This window comes from Pseudomonas sp. P116, assembly GCF_020149425.1.
GTDB classification, from domain to species: Bacteria; Pseudomonadota; Gammaproteobacteria; order Pseudomonadales; family Pseudomonadaceae; genus Aquipseudomonas; species Aquipseudomonas anatoliensis.
The window spans coordinates 457,752-475,346 of the sequence record NZ_JACVHB010000004.1; the positions used below are offsets into that span (position 1 = coordinate 457,752).

Annotated in this window: 12 protein-coding genes; 6 read left to right on the top strand and 6 right to left on the bottom strand. The window is 57.6% G+C overall.

Annotation, left to right across the window (positions count from 1 at the left end; all coding sequences use genetic code 11):
- Positions 1-25 precede the first annotated feature (25 nt).
- Together ICA15_RS16520 and ICA15_RS16525 are read left to right on the top strand one after the other, a co-directional pair.
- Positions 26-631, top strand: coding sequence for an START domain-containing protein (locus tag ICA15_RS16520; RefSeq protein ID WP_150615992.1), 606 nt, complete (start codon positions 26-28; stop codon positions 629-631).
- 315 nt (positions 632-946) lie between these two features.
- Positions 947-3,040: an LTA synthase family protein gene (locus tag ICA15_RS16525; RefSeq protein ID WP_150605424.1), complete on the top strand. Its 2,094-nt coding sequence runs from the start codon at positions 947-949 to the stop codon at positions 3,038-3,040.
- Positions 3,041-3,110: 70 nt separating this feature from the next.
- On the opposite strand, the gene ICA15_RS16530 is transcribed toward ICA15_RS16525, so the two are convergent.
- On the bottom strand, positions 3,111-3,269 hold the full coding sequence (locus tag ICA15_RS16530) for a DUF3309 family protein (RefSeq protein WP_191626519.1): 159 nt from the start codon (positions 3,267-3,269) through the stop codon (positions 3,111-3,113).
- Between the two features lie 322 nt (positions 3,270-3,591).
- On the opposite strand from ICA15_RS16530, the gene ICA15_RS16535 reads away from it, so the two are divergent.
- The 3 genes from ICA15_RS16535 to csrA all read left to right on the top strand — a co-directional run bounded on the left by ICA15_RS16535 (position 3,592) and on the right by csrA (position 5,137).
- Complete coding sequence (locus ICA15_RS16535) at positions 3,592-4,407, top strand: SDR family oxidoreductase (RefSeq protein WP_150615990.1); 816 nt, start codon at positions 3,592-3,594, stop codon at positions 4,405-4,407.
- 63 nt (positions 4,408-4,470) lie between these two features.
- Complete coding sequence (locus ICA15_RS16540; protein ID WP_003226957.1) at positions 4,471-4,803, top strand: YnfA family protein; 333 nt, start codon at positions 4,471-4,473, stop codon at positions 4,801-4,803.
- 148 nt (positions 4,804-4,951) lie between these two features.
- The gene (gene csrA / locus ICA15_RS16545; RefSeq protein ID WP_150605426.1) at positions 4,952-5,137 is read left to right on the top strand and encodes a carbon storage regulator CsrA; all 186 of its coding nucleotides are present in this window, start codon (positions 4,952-4,954) and stop codon (positions 5,135-5,137) included.
- Between the two features lie 4 nt (positions 5,138-5,141).
- Here csrA and ICA15_RS16550 read toward each other — a convergent pair whose 3' ends face one another.
- The 5 genes from ICA15_RS16550 to ICA15_RS16570 form a co-directional block, all read right to left on the bottom strand.
- Positions 5,142-5,369 carry a YheU family protein gene (locus tag ICA15_RS16550; RefSeq protein ID WP_003236706.1) on the bottom strand — a complete coding sequence of 76 codons (228 nt, stop codon included), beginning with the start codon at positions 5,367-5,369 and terminating at the stop codon, positions 5,142-5,144.
- Between the two features lie 169 nt (positions 5,370-5,538).
- On the bottom strand, positions 5,539-6,729 hold the full coding sequence (locus tag ICA15_RS16555; RefSeq protein ID WP_150596250.1) for an osmoprotectant NAGGN system M42 family peptidase: 1,191 nt from the start codon (positions 6,727-6,729) through the stop codon (positions 5,539-5,541).
- A 167-nt stretch (positions 6,730-6,896) separates the two neighbouring features.
- Positions 6,897-8,645, bottom strand: coding sequence for an N-acetylglutaminylglutamine synthetase (gene ngg / locus ICA15_RS16560; protein ID WP_210554008.1), 1,749 nt, complete (start codon positions 8,643-8,645; stop codon positions 6,897-6,899).
- 3 nt (positions 8,646-8,648) lie between these two features.
- On the bottom strand, positions 8,649-10,421 hold the full coding sequence (locus ICA15_RS16565) for an N-acetylglutaminylglutamine amidotransferase (RefSeq protein ID WP_150615988.1): 1,773 nt from the start codon (positions 10,419-10,421) through the stop codon (positions 8,649-8,651).
- A gap of 222 nt (positions 10,422-10,643) precedes the next feature.
- Complete coding sequence (locus ICA15_RS16570) at positions 10,644-12,413, bottom strand: dermonecrotic toxin domain-containing protein (protein ID WP_210554007.1); 1,770 nt, start codon at positions 12,411-12,413, stop codon at positions 10,644-10,646.
- A gap of 366 nt (positions 12,414-12,779) precedes the next feature.
- On the opposite strand from ICA15_RS16570, the gene ICA15_RS16575 reads away from it, so the two are divergent.
- Positions 12,780-17,594, top strand: a complete 4,815-nt coding sequence (locus tag ICA15_RS16575; protein WP_210554006.1) for an NEL-type E3 ubiquitin ligase domain-containing protein — start codon at positions 12,780-12,782, stop codon at positions 17,592-17,594.
- The last annotated feature ends 1 nt before the right edge of the window (position 17,595 follow it).

The following is a 17,595-nucleotide window of genomic DNA, read 5'->3' on the forward strand; positions in this document are numbered from 1 at the left end:
AACTTCAACAATAAGGAATAAGACTATGGGTTCGCTGCATCGTATCGCTGTGTTGTGTGGTTTGACCGCCGTACTGGCCACGCCGCTGGCGCAGGCTGAAGACTGGAAAGTCGCCAAGAACGAGGACGGCATCAAGGTTTCCCTGAGTGAAGTGCCAGGCTCGGACTACAAGTCCTATCAGGGCGTAGCCTTGATGAAGACCACTGTCGCCAAGTTGCGCGCACTTCAGGACGATGTGACGGGCGCTTGTGCTTGGATTTACGAATGCAAAACCCAGAAGCTGCTCAAGCACGAAGGCGATCAGAGTTGGACTTACACCCAGTTCAATACGCCGTGGCCCGTGACTCCGCGTGATTCGGCAACACATGTCACCACCGTCGAAGGCGCCGATGGCAGCCTGACCCGCACGCTTGAAGGTGTGCCGAAATACGTTCCGGAAGAAAAAGGCTTTGTCCGCGTGGCCCAGGTCAAGGGCTTCTGGAAGTTCGTGCCCAAGGGCGATCAGGTTGAAGTGACCTATCAAGTGCACACCGAGCCAGGTGGCAGCGTCCCGGCGATGGTTGCTAACAAGTTTGTCGTCGATGCTCCTTTCAATACCCTTAAAGCCCTGAAAGAGCGCGCCGAGAAGTAATCCTCATGCCTGAAGCCAAACGCCCCGATTGATTCGGGGCGTTTTGTCTTGCGGTTTATATTGTGTTTCCAGATATGCGTTGAACGAAATTTTCACAACGCGTTCAAGACAATCCGCCCGCGCTATTTCCAAGCGTTCCCGTGGCCGATGCATCAAATGAATGCGTCTGGCGACAGGGCACTAATCAATGGCAATGGTGCCGGTGATCGTGCAACATTTGCGCACTGCGCACGCCCCGGGGTCTGGAATGACCAATAGAGGGCATGGCGCCGCTGTATTTTTGCAACTTCAACTTCCAATGGGTCCTAAAACGACATGGCAAACCCGGACGCCCTGAATCAGCAGCGATCTTCCAGTCGCCTGCTGCAACCGACCGTCAAATCGCATCTGGCCTACACGCTGCTTTGTGCGCTGGTCATGATGGTGATGTTTTCCGTGCTGCGCCTCGCGCTGCTGGTCTACAACCGCGAGATGATCCTCGACACCCCGGCTGCAACGTTCCTCGAAGCGTTCGCCAACGGCTTGCGTTTCGACCTGCGCCTGGTGGTTTATCTGAGCATTCCGCTGGTGCTGGCACTGTTCAGCGCCCGGGCCATGGCGGCGCGCGGCTTCTTCCGGTTGTGGCTGACCGTTGCGTCGAGCATCGCGCTGTTCCTCGGTCTGATGGAGATGGACTTCTACCGTGAGTTCCACCAGCGCCTCAACGGCCTGGTGTTCCAGTACGTGAAGGAAGACCCGAAAACCGTGATGAGCATGCTCTGGTACGGTTTCCCCGTGGTGCGCTATCTGTTGGCGTGGGTCATCGGCACGGTGATTCTGACGCTGGCGTTCAAAGGCGCCGACCGTGCCACGCGTCCACGCGGACCTTTCAGCGGCGGCACTGTCAGCTCCCGTCAGGTGGCGCCGTGGTACACCCGTCTTGCGGTGTTCGTGGTTTGTCTGCTGATCTGCGTGGTCGCTGCGCGCGGCACCCTGCGTCAAGGCCCGCCAATGCGCTGGGGCGACGTGTACACCACCGACTCCAACTTCGCCAACCAGCTCGGCCTTAACGGCACGCTGTCGCTGATCGCTGCCGCCAAGTCGCGCATGGGCGAGGACCGCGACAACATCTGGAAAGCCACGCTGCCGCAAGAGCAAGCGCAGCAAATCGTCCGCGACATGCTGGTGATGCCGCAAGACAAACTGGTCGATGCCGACATCGCCGCCGTGCGCCGCGACTACACGCCGCTCGCCGACAAGACCCTGCCGATCAAGAACGTCGTCGTGATCCTGATGGAAAGCATGGCCGGTCACTCGGTCGGCGCATTGGGTGCACCGGGCAACATCACGCCGTATCTGGACAAGCTGTCGAAGGAAGGTCTGCTGTTCGACCGCTTCTTCTCCAACGGCACGCACACCCACCAGGGCATGTTCGCGACCATGGCCTGCTTCCCGAACCTGCCGGGTTTCGAATACCTGATGCAGACCCCGGAAGGCAGTCACAAGCTGTCTGGCCTGCCGCAGTTGCTCAGTGCCCGTGACTACGACGATGTCTACGTCTACAACGGCGACTTTGCCTGGGACAACCAGTCGGGCTTCTTCAGCAACCAGGGCATGACCAACTTCGTTGGCCGTAACGACTTCGTCAACCCGGTGTTCTCCGATCCGACGTGGGGCGTGTCCGATCAGGACATGTTCGACCGTGGCCTGCAGGAGCTCAAGGCGCGGGAAAACGGCAAACCGTTCTACGCGCTGCTGCAAACCCTGTCCAACCACACGCCGTACGCCTTGCCGACGCCATTGCCGGTTGAGCGCGTGACCGACCGAGGCTCGCTGAACGAGCACTTGACCGCCATGCGTTACTCCGACTGGGCGCTAGGCCAGTTCATGGAGAAGGCGCGCAAAGAGCCGTACTTCAAGGAAACCCTGTTCGTCATCGTCGGTGACCACGGTTTCGGCAACGAGCGCCAGATCACCGAAATGGATCTGGGTCGCTTCAACGTGCCGATGCTGATGATCGCACCGGGCATCCAGGAGAAGTTTGGTACGCGTGACCACACCGTGGGCACGCAGATCGACATCGTGCCGACCATCATGGGTCGCCTCGGTGGCGAAGTGCGTCATCAATGCTGGGGTCGGGATTTGCTCGATCTGCCGGAAGGCGACACCGGTTTCGGTGTGATCAAGCCGTCGGGCAGCGAGCAGACCACCGCGATCGTTACCGCTGACCAGATCCTCGTGCTGCCGAGAGACAAGGATATGGGGCCGAAGATCTGGAATTACCAGTTGGGTGCCAATCCAGGTGCCCAGGTCGTGCCGAATGCACCGCGCACTGCCGAGTTGAAACTCAAACTCGAAGCGTTCCTGCAAACGGCGACCAAGAGTCTGATGGACAACACCGCCGGTGTAATCCACGGCAAGCCGGACTGATCCAGCTGCAAAGATCCGCACAATAAAAAAGAGGCCCTGAAAAGGGCCTCTTTTTTTTACGCTTGAATCGTTATATCCGACCGAGTAACAGCAGCACCAGCAGCACGACCAACACCACGCCGATAATGCCCGATGGACCATAACCCCAACTTCTGGAGTGCGGGAAGACCGGCAGACCGCCGATCAGCAACAGGATCAGGATAATGATAAGAATTGTGCCCATGGCGATTTCCTTGTTGATAGCGTTCGAGAAGTCTTGGTGTTCTAGGGCGACTGGAGACTAAGTAATTCCAGACGGCTTACAAATTCCGACCGGTCTGAATGAAAGAAAATTCAATGTTTTTTTAAGTTATTTGGATTGCTTGCTTATTTCCTTTGAAGCCTAAGATCAAAAGATCGCAGCCTTCGGCAGCTTCTACACCGATCCATGTATGAGCTGCCGAAGGCTGCGATCTTTTGATCTTGCATTCAGCAACTTGATGGAGCGTGGGTGGACACCGTTCCTTCGCTACACTCGGCGAATCTTTCCCGGAACAACAAGGCTGTCTGCTATGCAAAATCGCATGATGATCACTGGCGCAGGCTCAGGCCTGGGTCGCGAAATCGCGCTGCGCTGGGCGCGTGAAGGCTGGCGACTGGCCTTGTCCGACGTCAGCGAACCCGGTCTGCAGGAAACCTTGAAACTGGTCCGCGAGGCCGGCGGCGACGGTTTTATCCAGCGCTGCGATGTGCGTGATTACAGCCAGCTCACCGCGTTCGCCCAGGCTTGCGAAGAGAAACTTGGCGGTATCGATATCATCGTCAACAACGCCGGTGTTGCTTCGGGCGGGTTCTTCAGCGAACTGTCGCTGGAAGACTGGGACTGGCAGATAGCGATCAACCTGATGGGCGTGGTCAAGGGCTGCAAAGCGTTCCTGCCACTGCTTGAGCAAAGCAAAGGCAAGATCATCAACATCGCCTCCATGGCGGCGTTGATGCAAGGCCCGGCCATGAGCAACTACAACGTCGCCAAGGCGGGTGTGGTGGCATTGTCGGAAAGCCTGTTGATTGAACTGGCGCAACAGGAAGTCGGCGTGCATGTGGTCTGCCCGTCGTTCTTCCAGACCAACTTGCTCGACTCGTTCCGTGGCCCGACCCCGGCGATGAAAGCCCAGGTCGGCAAGTTGCTGGAAAGTTCGCCGATCAGCGCAGCGGACATCGCCGACTACATCTATCAGCAAGTAGCGGCCGGCGAATTCATGATCTTGCCCCACGAACAAGGGCGCATGGCATGGGCGATCAAGCAGAAGAATCCGCAACTGCTCTACAACGAGATGACCTCCATGGCCGAGAAAATGCGCGCCAAGGCCAAACAAAACAACGGTTGATCTTGTCCGTTACACGCACCGTCGTTAGGGTGGCCGCAATGGTCACCCTGTCGAGACGCGCTGATGCTCAATTACTTGTGGTTCTTCCTCGCGGCATTGTTTGAAATCGCCGGTTGTTTCGCCTTCTTCATGTGGCTGCGTCAGGGCAAAAGTGCGCTGTGGGTAATCCCGGCGCTGCTCAGCCTGACGTTGTTTGCTCTGTTGTTGACGCGTGTTGAAGCGGCCTACGCCGGGCGTGCCTATGCCGCTTACGGCGGGATTTACATCGTGGCGTCTATTGGCTGGCTGGCTGTAGTCGAGCGGGTTCGGCCATTGGGGTCGGACTGGATCGGCGTGGCACTGTGCGTGATCGGTGCCAGCGTGATTCTGTTCGGGCCGCGCTTTTCTGCCGCTTGAGATAAAGGCTGTTTAACCATTTGCGGGAAACGTCTGAAGGGCGGCGCGCTGAAGGGTTGTAGGGCATTACTGATTTGTCCGCGATGCATTGAACCGGCGCCGCAAGCCGCGCATCTTCATTGCTCGCTAACCCTGAAGGACGAATCTCATGCTTGTACTCAGCCGTGTCGTTGGTGAGTTGATTTCAATTGGTGACGACATCACCCTGCGCGTTCTGTCAGTGAACGGTGCAAGTGTGCGCTTTGGCGTCGAGGCACCCAAGAAGGTCAATGTGCATCGCGCGGAAGTCTATGAACGGATCCAGCGCAAACAGGCCCTGGAAAAGGCCCGTTGAGGTTTCAGTCAAACAGATGCTTGGGCACGTCGTGCTTGAGCATCAACTGGCACTGCTCGCTGTCGGGATCAAAAACAATCAATGCCTGGCCCTTGGTCAGCGCCTGACGCACACGCAGTACGCGGGTTTCCAGCGGCGTGTCGTCGCCGTTGTCGGTGCCGTCGCGGGTCACGAAATCTTCGATCAGGCGGGTGAGGGTGTCGACTTCAAGAGCGTCGTAAGGAATGAGCATGGGCACCTCGGCTAAATCAATGTCGGGATGCTACGGCGATTGCGGGTTACCTGCCAGTTTTGTGTTGCCTGATACGGCCGCATCGCGAGCAGGCTCACTCCTACATTGGAATGCGTTCCCCTGTAGGAGTGAGCCTGCTCGCGATAGCCATAGTCCAGTCAATAAAAAATCAGCTATCTGAACGCTGCCCCACCAGACTGTCCACCGGCGGCACCCGCGTATCGCTTTCCATCTGCGTGTCGTGCTCGATCTGATGACTGAAGCGATCCAGCGAAGCATTCGCCGGCGCCGCGTCGCTGGCGAATACCGGTGGGCTCAGGATGTACGCTCCGAGCAAGCGGCTCAGCGCCGCCAGGCTGTCGATGTGCGTGCGCTCATAGCCGTGAGTCGCATCGCAGCCAAAGGCGAGCAGGGCGGTGCGGATGTCGTGGCCGGCGGTTACCGCCGAATGGGCGTCGCTGAAGTAATAGCGGAACAGATCACGGCGCACCGGCAGCTCGTTTTCACTGGCCAGGCGCAGCAAGTGCCGCGACAGATGATAGTCGTACGGCCCGCCGGAATCCTGCATCGCCACACTCACCGCGTGTTCGCTGGAGTGTTGGCCCGGCGCGACCGGCGCGATGTCGATGCCGACAAATTCGCTGACGTCCCACGGCAATGCCGCCGCTGCACCGCTACCTGTTTCCTCGGTAATGGTGAACAGCGGATGACAGTCGATCATCAGTTCCTGACCGCTGTCGACGATGGCTTTGAGAGCTGCCAGCAGCGCGGCAACACCCGCCTTGTCATCGAGGTGACGGGCACTGATATGGCCGCTTTCGGTAAATTCCGGCAATGGATCGAACGCCACCACGTCACCGACGTTAATGCCCAGCGACTCACAATCGGCCCGGGTTGCGCAGTAGGCATCCAGGCGCAATTCGACGTGATCCCAACTGATCGGCATCTCGTCCACGGCAGTGTTGAACGCATGCCCGGAAGCCATCAGCGGTAACACGCTGCCGCGAATCACACCGTTATCGGTGAACAGGCTGACGCGACTGCCCTCGGCAAAACGGCTCGACCAGCAGCCGACCGGTGCGAGCGTCAGGCGACCGTTGTCTTTCACCGCGCGCACGGCGGCACCGATGGTGTCCAGGTGCGCGGAAACGGCGCGGTCGGGGCTGTTCTTTTTACCCTTGAGCGTCGCGCGAATGGTGCCGCGTCGGGTCATCTCGAACGGAATGCCAAGCTCTTCCAGACGTTCGGCAACATAGCGCACGATGGTGTCGGTAAACCCGGTGGGGCTGGGAATGGCGAGCATTTCCAGCAGGACTTTTTGCAGATAGTTGAGATCCGGTTCGGGGGTTTGGAGGGTCATGGAAACTCCTGATGGGTTGAGCACATCGATGGTTTCGATGAGAAAAGAATTTGTATTGCCTGATCGGGCCTCATCGCTGGCAAGCCAGCTCCCACATGTTTTGTGTGCAGCTGGGAACCTGTGGGAGCTGGCTTGCCAGCGATAGCGTCAGTCCAGCAACCAAGCAATCAAGAAACAACCGGCTGACTGTGCGGAAACAACAAATCCACAAAGCGTTCAGCCGTCGGCTGCGGTTCATGGTTGGCGAGACCGGCCCGCTCGTTGGCTTCGATAAACACGTATTCCGGCTGATCCGCCGCCGGCACCATCAGATCGAGGCCGACCATCGGGATGTCCAGCGCCCGTGCCGCACGCACAGCCGCATCGACCAGCGTCGGATGCAGAATTGCCGTAACGTCTTCCAGTGTGCCGCCGGTGTGCAGGTTCGCCGTACGCCTTACGAACAAATGCTCGCCGGCCGGCAAGATGCTGCTGTAGTCGAACCCCGCCGCATGCAGCGTGCGCTGGGTTTCATGGTCCAGCGGGATTTTGCTTTCGCCGCCCGTGGCCGCTTGCCGGCGTCGGCTCTGGGCTTCGATCAGCGCGCCAATCGAATGCTGACCGTCGCCGATCACTTCGGCCGGTCGACGGATTGCTGCCGCCACCACTTCAAAACCAATCACCAGAATCCGCAGATCCAGACCTTCGTGAAAGCTTTCCAGCAGCACACGGCTGTCAAACTGCTTCGCTGTTTCGATGGCCTGCTGCACCTCTTCGATGCTCTGCAAATCCACAGCAACGCCCTGACCCTGTTCGCCGTCGAGCGGTTTGACCACCACCCGCTGATGCTCATCGAGGAACTCTAAATTGTCGTCGGCATTGCCCGCCAATTGCTGCGACGGCAATTTCAGTCCGGCGCCTTTGAGTACTTTGTGGGTCAGGCTTTTGTCCTGACACAGGCTCATGCTGATCGCGCTGGTCAGGTCGCTCAGCGATTCGCGGCAGCGTACGCGGCGCCCGCCGTGACTGAGCGTGAACAGGCCGGCGTCGGCGTCATCCACTTGCACATCAATGCCACGCCGATGGGCTTCTTCGACGATGATCCGCGCGTAGGGATTGAAATCGGCTTCCGGTCCCGGACCGAGGAACAGTGTCTGGTTGATGCCGTTCTTGCGCTTGATCGCGAAGGTCGACAGGTTGCGGAAACCGAGTTTGGCGTAGAGGTTTTTCGCCTGACGGTTGTCGTGCAGTACCGACAGATCCAGGTAGCTCAAGCCGCGACTCATGAAGTGCTCGATCAAGTGCCGCACCAGCACTTCGCCGACTCCGGGCCGCGAGCACTGTGGATCAACTGCCAGGCACCAGAGGCTGCTGCCGTTTTCCGGATCGTTGAACGCCTTGCGATGATTGAGGCCCATGACGCTGCCGATCACCGCGCCGCTGTCCTCGTCCTCAGCCAGCCAGTACACCGGGCCGCCCTCATGACGCGGGGTCAGCAGCGCGGGATCGATCGGCAACATGCCGCGCGCCTGGTACAGCTGATTGATCGCCTGCCAGTCCGCTTCGCTTTGCGCACGACGAATGCGAAAGCCACGAAACACGCGAGTGGCCGGACGATAGTCGCTGAACCACAAGCGCAGAGTGTCGGACGGGTCGAGAAACAACTGCGTCGGTTCGAGGCCGAGAATCTGCTGCGGCGCGGCGACGTACAGGGCGATATCACGCTCGCCCGGCTGCTCGTTGAGCAGTTCCTGGGCCAATGACCCAGGGTCGGGAAACGTGTGACCGATCAGCAACCGGCCCCAGCCGCAATGCACGGCAATCGGGGCGGTGTTGAGTTCGCTGCCGTCTTCAGCCAGACGCGCCTGTAATCGTTCATACGACGGTGTCTGGCCGCGTAGCAGGCGTTGGTTGATGGCTGTGGCGTGGGGTTTCATCAATCAGATTCCTTGTTCACTGAGCCACAGGTTCAGGGCTGCCAGTTGCCACAGCTTCGAGCCGCGCAATGGGGTCAGTTGGCCTTGCGGGTCAGTCAGCAATTTGTCGAGCATGGCCGGGTTGAACAGGCCGCGATCCTGACTTGGATCGAGCAGCAACTCGCGCACCCAACTCAATGTGTCGCCTTGCAAATGCTTGAGGCCGGGCACCGGGAAGTAGCCTTTCTTGCGGTCGATCACTTCACTTGGAATGACTCGTCGCGCAGCTTCCTTCAGCACTTGCTTGCCGCCATCGGGCAGCTTGAACTTGCCTGGCACACGGGCCGAGAGTTCAACCAGTCGATAGTCGAGGAACGGCGTGCGCGCTTCCAGACCCCAGGCCATGGTCATGTTGTCGACACGTTTGACCGGGTCATCGACCAGCATCACCGTGCTGTCCAGGCGCAGGGCTTTGTCCACTGCGGCGTCAGCACCGGGCTGGGCGAAATGTTCTTTGACGAAGTCGCCGGCAGCGTCATTGGCGGTCAGCCATTTCGGTTGCACAGTGGCAGCGTAGTCGTCGTAGCTACGGTCGAAAAATGCATTGCGATACGCCGTATAAGGATCGGCGGCGCCATCCACCTGCGGATACCAGTGATAACCGGCGAACAACTCATCGGCACCCTGACCGCTCTGCACAACTTTGCAGTGTTTGGCCACTTCGCGGGATAGCAGATAGAAGGCGATGCAGTCGTGGCTGACCATCGGCTCGCTCATCGCGCGGAACGCGGCGGGCAGTTGCTCGATGATCTCTTTCTCGTCGATGCGCAGTTGGTGATGCTGGGTGCCGTAGTGTTTGGCGATCAGGTCGGAATACTGGAACTCGTCGCCGCGCTCGCCACCGGCATCCTGGAAACCGATGGAAAAGGTCGACAGGTTCTCCACACCGACTTCACGCAACAGACCGACGAGCATGCTCGAATCAACACCGCCGGACAGCAACACACCGACATCCACCGCCGCACGTTGACGAATCGCCACGGCTTCGCGGGTGCTGTCGAGCACGCGGTCGACCCAGTCTTCGAGGTTGAGGTTTTTCTCGTCTTCGCGGGGGCCGTAGGGCAGGGTCCACCAGGTTTTCTGCTCGGTGGTGCCATCGGCTTCAACGCGCATCCAGGTCGCTGGCGGCAGTTTTTCGATGCCAGCCAACAGAGTGCGCGGCGCCGGTACAACGGCGTGGAAGTTCAGGTAATGGTTGAGCGCCACCGGATCGAGGATCGGGTTGATGTCGCCACCCTTGAGCAGCGCCGGCAGTGCAGAGGCGAAACGCAGGCGCTGGCCAGTGCGCGACAGGTACAGCGGCTTCACGCCGAGGCGGTCACGGGCGATAAACAGACGCTGTGCATCGCGCTCCCAAATGGCGAAGGCAAACATGCCGTTGAGTTTCGGCAGCAGTGCTTCGCCCCAGGCGTGGTAGCCCTTGAGCAACACTTCGGTGTCGCCACCGGAATAGAAGGCGTAACCCAGCGCTTCGAGTTCGGCACGTAGCTCCGGGAAGTTGTAGATCGCGCCGTTGAAGGCCAGGGACAAGCCCAGTTGACTGTCGATCATCGGCTGCGCCGAGCCGTCCGACAGGTCCATGATTTTCAGGCGACGATGGCCCAGGGCAATCGGCCCTTGGGCATGGAAACCCCACGCGTCAGGGCCGCGAGGGGCCAGGTGATGGGTGATTCTTTCAATGGCTGCAAGGTCTGCAGGTTGTTGATCAAAACGTAACTCGCCAGCTAATCCACACATAAAATCCTTACCGGTTTTTCCGTTGGGGAGGGGTCAAACGCTACCTCGCCAAAAGGGCGGGTACTCAGAAACTGACCCGCCCCGGTAAATGGAGTTTTAGAACGATAAGTTATAAGGCTGCCAGTACGGCGACTGCCGGGCGCAGCTGAGGCCCCTAAACGTTTGTCATCCGGCGCAGGTGATTGTCTGTTTTGAGTTTCGCCTGCCTGTAGCGGCCTACGCTTACTGTGGCAAATGCCATCCGCTGGTTGTCGAGTGCATTACGGGCGGTCTGAATGCGCTTTTATCGAGCGGGTGAATAACTCGCCAACCTTGGGAGGTGTGCTGAACCTCATAGGCACTGTCCTTGATCCAAATATAGTGTTTGCCGTTAAGGTCTAAAGTCCGGTCATTATTGCTAGAGGGTTTGCCTGAATTTTTCAGTCGATTTGCCACAAGCGCAGATTGTTGGTAACCCGACAGGTCGCGTTTCCACAGTAGAAGAAGACTTTTATTTTCAGACCTTGAGTTTTTTACCAGCTCGAAATCTTTGAAGTAATCGATGAACCGGGTTTGAATATCGCTGTTGATAGAGGGCGTATTCTTCTGATTAAGCAGCTTCCTCAGTTCCAGTAATTGGCACAATTGCCGTTGCTTTTCTTCAATCGTCCAGTTCTCTACCCCTGTAAACAGTTCGTTCAACAGAGAATCCACTGGAGCCGACCGCTGGCGTGTGCGGAAGGAATAGGTGATCTTTTCGGACACCGTTGGGCGTGAATGTGAATGACAATTTGCACGACGGTCGGCATGGATGGGTTGGTTGACTTCGTTTACGGGAACGGCAATTCGTTTGCTGTCGGATATAAACGTATTCAGATTCAGAGTGGAAATATAGGCGAACAGGCCTTTTTCCTTTAATGGAATGAACGCTACCCGGTCCTTGCCGGATAATCCGCCCCCAGGAAGTTTTTTTTCAGCCAGATCCACATCCTCATTCTGTGTGTCTTTTTTTTTGTCAAATGTCTTTAGCTCATTCAGGAAAGTTGCTTGGTCGACCAGGCTCATTCGGGACGCCAGGAAGTTGGCCAGTGATGTGCCGTGTCTTAGTTGGTGATCCATCTTGGAGAGATACTCCACCGGGGTGTCGTACACATGGAAGCCAGGCCCGCTGTCATCGGGTACATATATGATGTATTGGCTTGTCGAAGGGGTTTTTCCGCGAACTAACAGCGCTACGGCATTCGCCACGTACTTGTCTAAAAGGCTCACGGCGTGAAAAACAATCGGCTCGCTCTTGAGTTCGCTACCGTTAACAATGTCGACTTTTCTGTCTGTCAGTTTTTTTATTGTTAACCAGGTTTCTTCATTGATTTCACCGCTGAAGAACTTGCTGTATGCCGCCACTCTCATATTGAGTATGGCCAGTTTCACGGCATTTTCGCGGGCCTCTGGAGTATCAAATTTGTCCTTGAGCATTTTTTGGTATTCGCTGCCCATATCAAGACTGCGGCTCAGTTCGGCAAATGCCTGCGCGGTGATTTTCTCGTTTGGAGATTCGTCAGGCGAACCCTGCGCACTGGATGAGACGCCGCTGTCGCTAGAGTAGTAATCCGGTGCGATTTCGTCACCGGTAAAGTTCAACATGGCAGCCTGTAGCAGGGTAATGCTGTGTCCGGCATCCTCTACGGCGGTATTGGGTTTGAGCTTGATTTTGTCCTTGGGCCTGAACCGGGCTGTGGATTTTTTTCGCAATGCCTCGCGGAGCTTTCGCTTGCAGAAGACGACGGGTGTCTCGAGTGTAGAAAGCGACCCTTCGAGTGTGCACTGAAGCACAAATGCTTCTTCCAGTGCCGTACGGTATTCATCAATCCTGGTGTTGTGTGACGTGTCGAAATTTTTCATCTTTGTGGACATGAATTCTTCCACAAGCAGCGCTTTGTACCGGTTTTTTCTGGAAGTAGTATTTCCCATGGGCGGGAAGCAGTTGGTAATTGTCCAGTTGAATAGTGTCATGTAAGTTGTTCCGTCTAATGGGTTGAAGTTGTCTTGCGCGTGTAGGCTGGATAGATAAACGCCAATAACAATAGTTTGTTGCCCGGAGTTTGCGGGTTTTGAAAGTCTTGTCCGGCGGGCCGTAGTCTGTTTCCGCAAGGCAGCGTCATGCTAGGTGCTTTCTTTGTGAAAGAATAACGCCATTATTTAATGGTTTTGCGGGTGAGTTCAGCGGGATTTTGAATTATTGATATAGGTATGTATTGCACAATTATTTTTCAAATGTGCTCGGTCTGCTATTGGTTAAATATATCCGGTTTTATGTTTTTTATTTTGTCTGGTATCGATATGGTTGTAACTCAAACCTGCAATAAAGGAATATTGCCGATGCTCACTACACAAAACCAGGCCAACCCTCAGCCACCAACGAGTAACGAAGTTCTTGGCGTGCTACTGGAAAGCACGGGCGATCTGGACAGCGCCGAAGCGCTGCAAAAAAGCCTGCCGGACATACTGCTCAAAAGTTCGGCCGCAACTCTGGTCGCACTCGATCAAACGGCCCGCGACCTGCACGCCGCTCAGTTGGCAGTCGATAAGGAACTGAGCAAGCTGCAACCGTTGCACACCTTCTGCAAAAGCCAACTGATCAAGGCGCTGAATTCCAGGTGGACAGCCGTTTTTGATGTTGAAAAAGACCTGCTGAGTCTGCCGGGAGCCGAGTGTGGCTGCCCGCCCAGCGCTACCGACAAGGAGGGTATTCAGACTTTCCCCCACGCCACGCAGACGTTGCTGCAAGCGGCGATGCAGAATTTCAGCAAAGACGAAGAGACCAACGATTACCCCGTCGGCAGCCTGGTGCGTGTGGGCAGTGCGCCTGCCGGCGTGGCCGGGTTGACTCCGGCGTCGTTTGCAAAGTTCTGTCGCGAACTGGATCTGGGCAAACGCTACCAGGAACATTTTCAGGAGGTGTTCGGCCTCAGCGACGCTGCAGGCAAGGTGGTGGCCACCAGCCCGGTAACGCGGGACATCGCAACAATGAAAAAACACCTGCTGCACCTGGATATGCACCTGGCCGGGCTCAGGCAGCACATCACGCCAGCAGGCTCGCAGATGATGCAAAGACTGATTGCCGCGGACGGGGTGGTATCGGCGAAAACCCTGCATTACCGGAAACGTCCCTGGATCATGCAAGGCATTGAGGTCCTCGACAGTTGCATCTGGGGCGTCGTGGTGTTTTCCCAGCGCTCGTTCGAGTTGTACCCAGACGAAAAGTGCGTGGTTTACATGGCCGCAGAGCCGCAAAGACCTTTGTACGAATACCAGAGTTTCACCGCGTTCAAGCAATACCTGGCGCAGAGTCTGCGTACGCAAAGCTACAAGGATTATCTGGCCAACAGTATTGACGAAGATGACAAGGCGGACTTCTTCAAAGCCCTGAAGAAGACCGTAGACCTTGGACACATCAAACAGTTGTCAATCACCGTGCCGCTGTTCGAGTTCATGGTGCAAAGTCACCTCGGCAAGTTGCAGATCGACGCCTGCAAACTCGCCGTACCGACGGCAGAGATCGATGAGGATGTGCGACGCAAGCGCCTGCTCGACTTTATTGAGCTGGGTGTGACGGTGGCGACGGTGGCGGGATTTTTCGTTCCGGTCGTAGGGCAGTTGATGATGGGCGTCGCTGTCGGGCAAATCCTTGGCGAAGTGTATGAAGGTTACGAGGACTGGCAGCGGGGCGATCAGCAGGAGGCACTGTCACATCTGCTAAGCGTGGCGGAAAACATTGCGCTGATGGGCGTGTTTGCTGCGGGGCAGAAGGTGGTTGGAGCATTGGGGCGCAAACTGGTTCGTGCCCACCCGGAGTTTTTCAGTGAGTTCACCGCGATTCTCAACTCCGCCGGAAAATCGCGTCTATGGAAGCCTGATCTCACGGCTTACGAGCATCGCCTGCCACCAGGGTTCACGGTGGCGGACGACTCCGTGCAGTTGTATCAAGTCCGTGACAAAAGCGTTGGCTGTGTTGATCACCGGATCTTTTCCGGGACATATGATGCGACCGCCCGCCGTTGGCACCTCGAACATCCCGCACGTACTCAGGCCTATACGCCCAGGCTGGACCAACACGTTGAAGGGGGCTGGCGCCTTCCGGCTGAAGATGCCGAAGAATGGAACAGCGCACCTTACACACTCAAACGTATTGATCCAGGTTTGTGCGAGTTCGGCGACAAGGATCTGGACGTGATCCGCCGGCTCGGCGGTGCCACCCATGACGAGTTGAATCGCACCTACAACGATAATCTCGCGCTGTCCGCTCGCTTGCGCGACACCGTACAACGCATGCGGATCGAACGGCAGCTGGATAAGTTGATCCGCGAGCTTGCGAGCGGTGAAACACACGCAGCCCAGCCGTTGCCAGAACAATTGCAGGGTTTGCCGAAACTGCCAGGCTGGCCCACTGACCGTTACCTCAAAATCACTGATGCCAAGGGTGGGATCACCGCGACCTATCCCGCTAACGCGGTGAGTAACGAGACCCTCAGTGTGCTGGTCAGCCAGCAACAGCTTGAGGAGGGGCGGTTATTGCAGAAGGTGATTGATGGCCTGTCCCCGAAAGAGGTCGAAACATTGCTCGGGGCCAAGGTCAGTGCCGGCAACCAGAGACAGGCCTTGGCCAGGAAGCTGGGGGCGACATTCAACGCTGATCGGCGTGGGGTGTTCGAGCGGATGTACCAGCGCTACGACCAGAGTGATGCTGACGAGGTGAAAAAATTGCGCCAGGTATTCGCCGACATTCCGGCGCGTTATGCCCAGCGCTTGATTGATCAGGCGCCGAGTATCGAGCGAGTGCATTTGCGCTCGACCGGGCGAGTGCCTTTGCGCCTGGGGCAGAAGGTTCAAAGGGCCATTGCCGCAGTGCGAGTGGATCGCGCGCTGAGCGGGTTTCACGTGCCGCAGATCGCCAACGCCGACAATCAAAAGCTGGCAATCCAGTTGTTGCCTCGGCTGAGTGGCTGGGACGCGCGACTGCGCCTGACGGTGCGCGACAAAACGCTGACCGGGCCGGTGCTGGAAGCCATCGGCGACGAGGCAGCGACACCTTTGCACACTTGTACGCTGGTCAAGTCCGGCGAAGGCTACGAGGCATTTGCCGGTGACGGTCAATCCCTCGGTCGCGTTGCCCCCGGCCCTGATAGCCTGTACGCAGCCATTCTCAAGGCGCTGCCAACACGCCAGCGCAGTGCTGTCGGTTTCCCCAATCCTGTGGACGCCGACAGTGCGCGGCTGCGCGGCAAACTGCTGGACGTTGCGCTCGATAATCGTGAGACCTGCACGCAGGTATTGGCGGACGGCAAGCTGGATCCGCGGGTCAATGAGCCTGTGTGTATGCAGGCCAACCCGCCGGCAACAGCATCGCTGCATCCGCTTGCGTTGCTGCGCAAGGTCAGAAAACTTTACCCGCTCTTGAGCGAGGTGCAGGCCAGCGAATTCATCGACGACCTGGGTGCCGACCCGTTGACCCGCGCGATCCGGGTGAAAACGTTGCGCCGTAATCTGGAGCAACTGCGTGACGTGCTGGAGGCATGGGACGGCGATGACGCGGCCATCAAGGCGTTGGGTGGCGACGTGCGCGAGGTGCAACAGAGCCGCACGATGATGGCAGAACAGATCGAAGACAGCTTCCGGCGACTGTTCATGGAGAAGAATGAAAGCGGCAGGCTTGTCTGCACACTCAATCTTGACGGGTTACAGGGGGGTAAGTTACCCACGCTGCCGCCAGGGCTCAACTTTGACCATATCGAACATTTGTCGCTGAAGAACATGGCGCAGGGCGATGACCTTGCGTATTTCCTCAAGTCATTCAAGCAGGTGGTGTCGCTGGAACTCGACGGCAATCAACTGACCCGCATGCCGGAGGTGCTGTCGCAAATGCCCATGCTCACGCATTTGAGTCTGGCGCGCAACCGCATCAAGTTGACCGAACAAACCCTGTCGAAGTTGGGCAACTTGCGCACATTACGCACCTTGATTCTGGACAAGAATCCGCTGGGTGCGACCCTCAAAGTCGAAAAACTGGCTGATCTGCGCACGCTTTGTCTGAACGATACCCACGCCACCGAGTTGCCCTTGGGGCTGCAACGCTTGCCGCATCTGGACTGGGTGGATCTGCGTAACAATGAAATCAAGGACTTGCCGGACTGGTTGTTCAAGACCGGCAAGCGTTTCAGTCGCGCGCTCAATCTGCGCGGTAACCCCTTGTCACTCGTCAGCCAGACGCATCTGGCCGACTATCGCAACAACGTCGGCATCGGCATGGGCTATCTGGAGAACGACATTGCCCGTATGGACGAATACCAGGCACGTTCGTTGTGGTTCACCGATAAGGCCGGCCAGGAATGGGAGCGACGCAACCGGATCTGGACGGCATTCAAGGATGATCAAAGGGCCGATGGCTTGTTCCATTTGCTCTCGGAGCTGGGCGATACCGCCGACTCCGAGAGGGTCAAAGAGGACATGCATCGACGTGTGTGGCGGGTACTTGAGGCCGCCGAGCCGGATGCGCAGTTGTCCGCGCAGGTAATGGACGTGGCCGCTTCGCCGATCAACTGCACGGACACCGCGGCGATGAATTTCAGTGATGTGGAAATCGTCGTGGAGGTCAGCCGGGCGGCGGATAACCCTGAGCGGTTGCTCGAGCTTGGGCGCGGCCTGTTTCGGCTGGCGCAACTTGACGAGATTGCCCAGGCGCATATCAAGAAAAACCCCGGGGTCGATCCGCTGGAGGTGGGGCTCGCCTATCGCACTGGATTGGTCAATGAACTGAGCCTGCCCAACCAGCCGCAGCACATGCGCTATGCCGCGCTCGCCGGAGTGACAACAGCCGATCTGGCGGCGGCGAAAACTGCGGTCATTACCGCAGAACTGACGCCTCAGCTGCAGGCATTCGTGATGCAACAGGCGTTTTGGCGCGACCACCTCAAGCGTAGTCAGCGCCAGAAATTCGCCAGCATCGACGCAACTTACCCGCCACGGATGAACGAGTTGTACGAAAAGGCGAGTTCATTGAGTTCTGCCGACTACCGCAACCAGATGGAAGCCATCCAGCTCGAACAGGAGCAAGCCGAGGACGCGGTGATCAAGCAACTGACCGACGAAGCGATGCGCAGGGTGGATCTGGGCATCTGTGCGATGACCGATGTGTAAG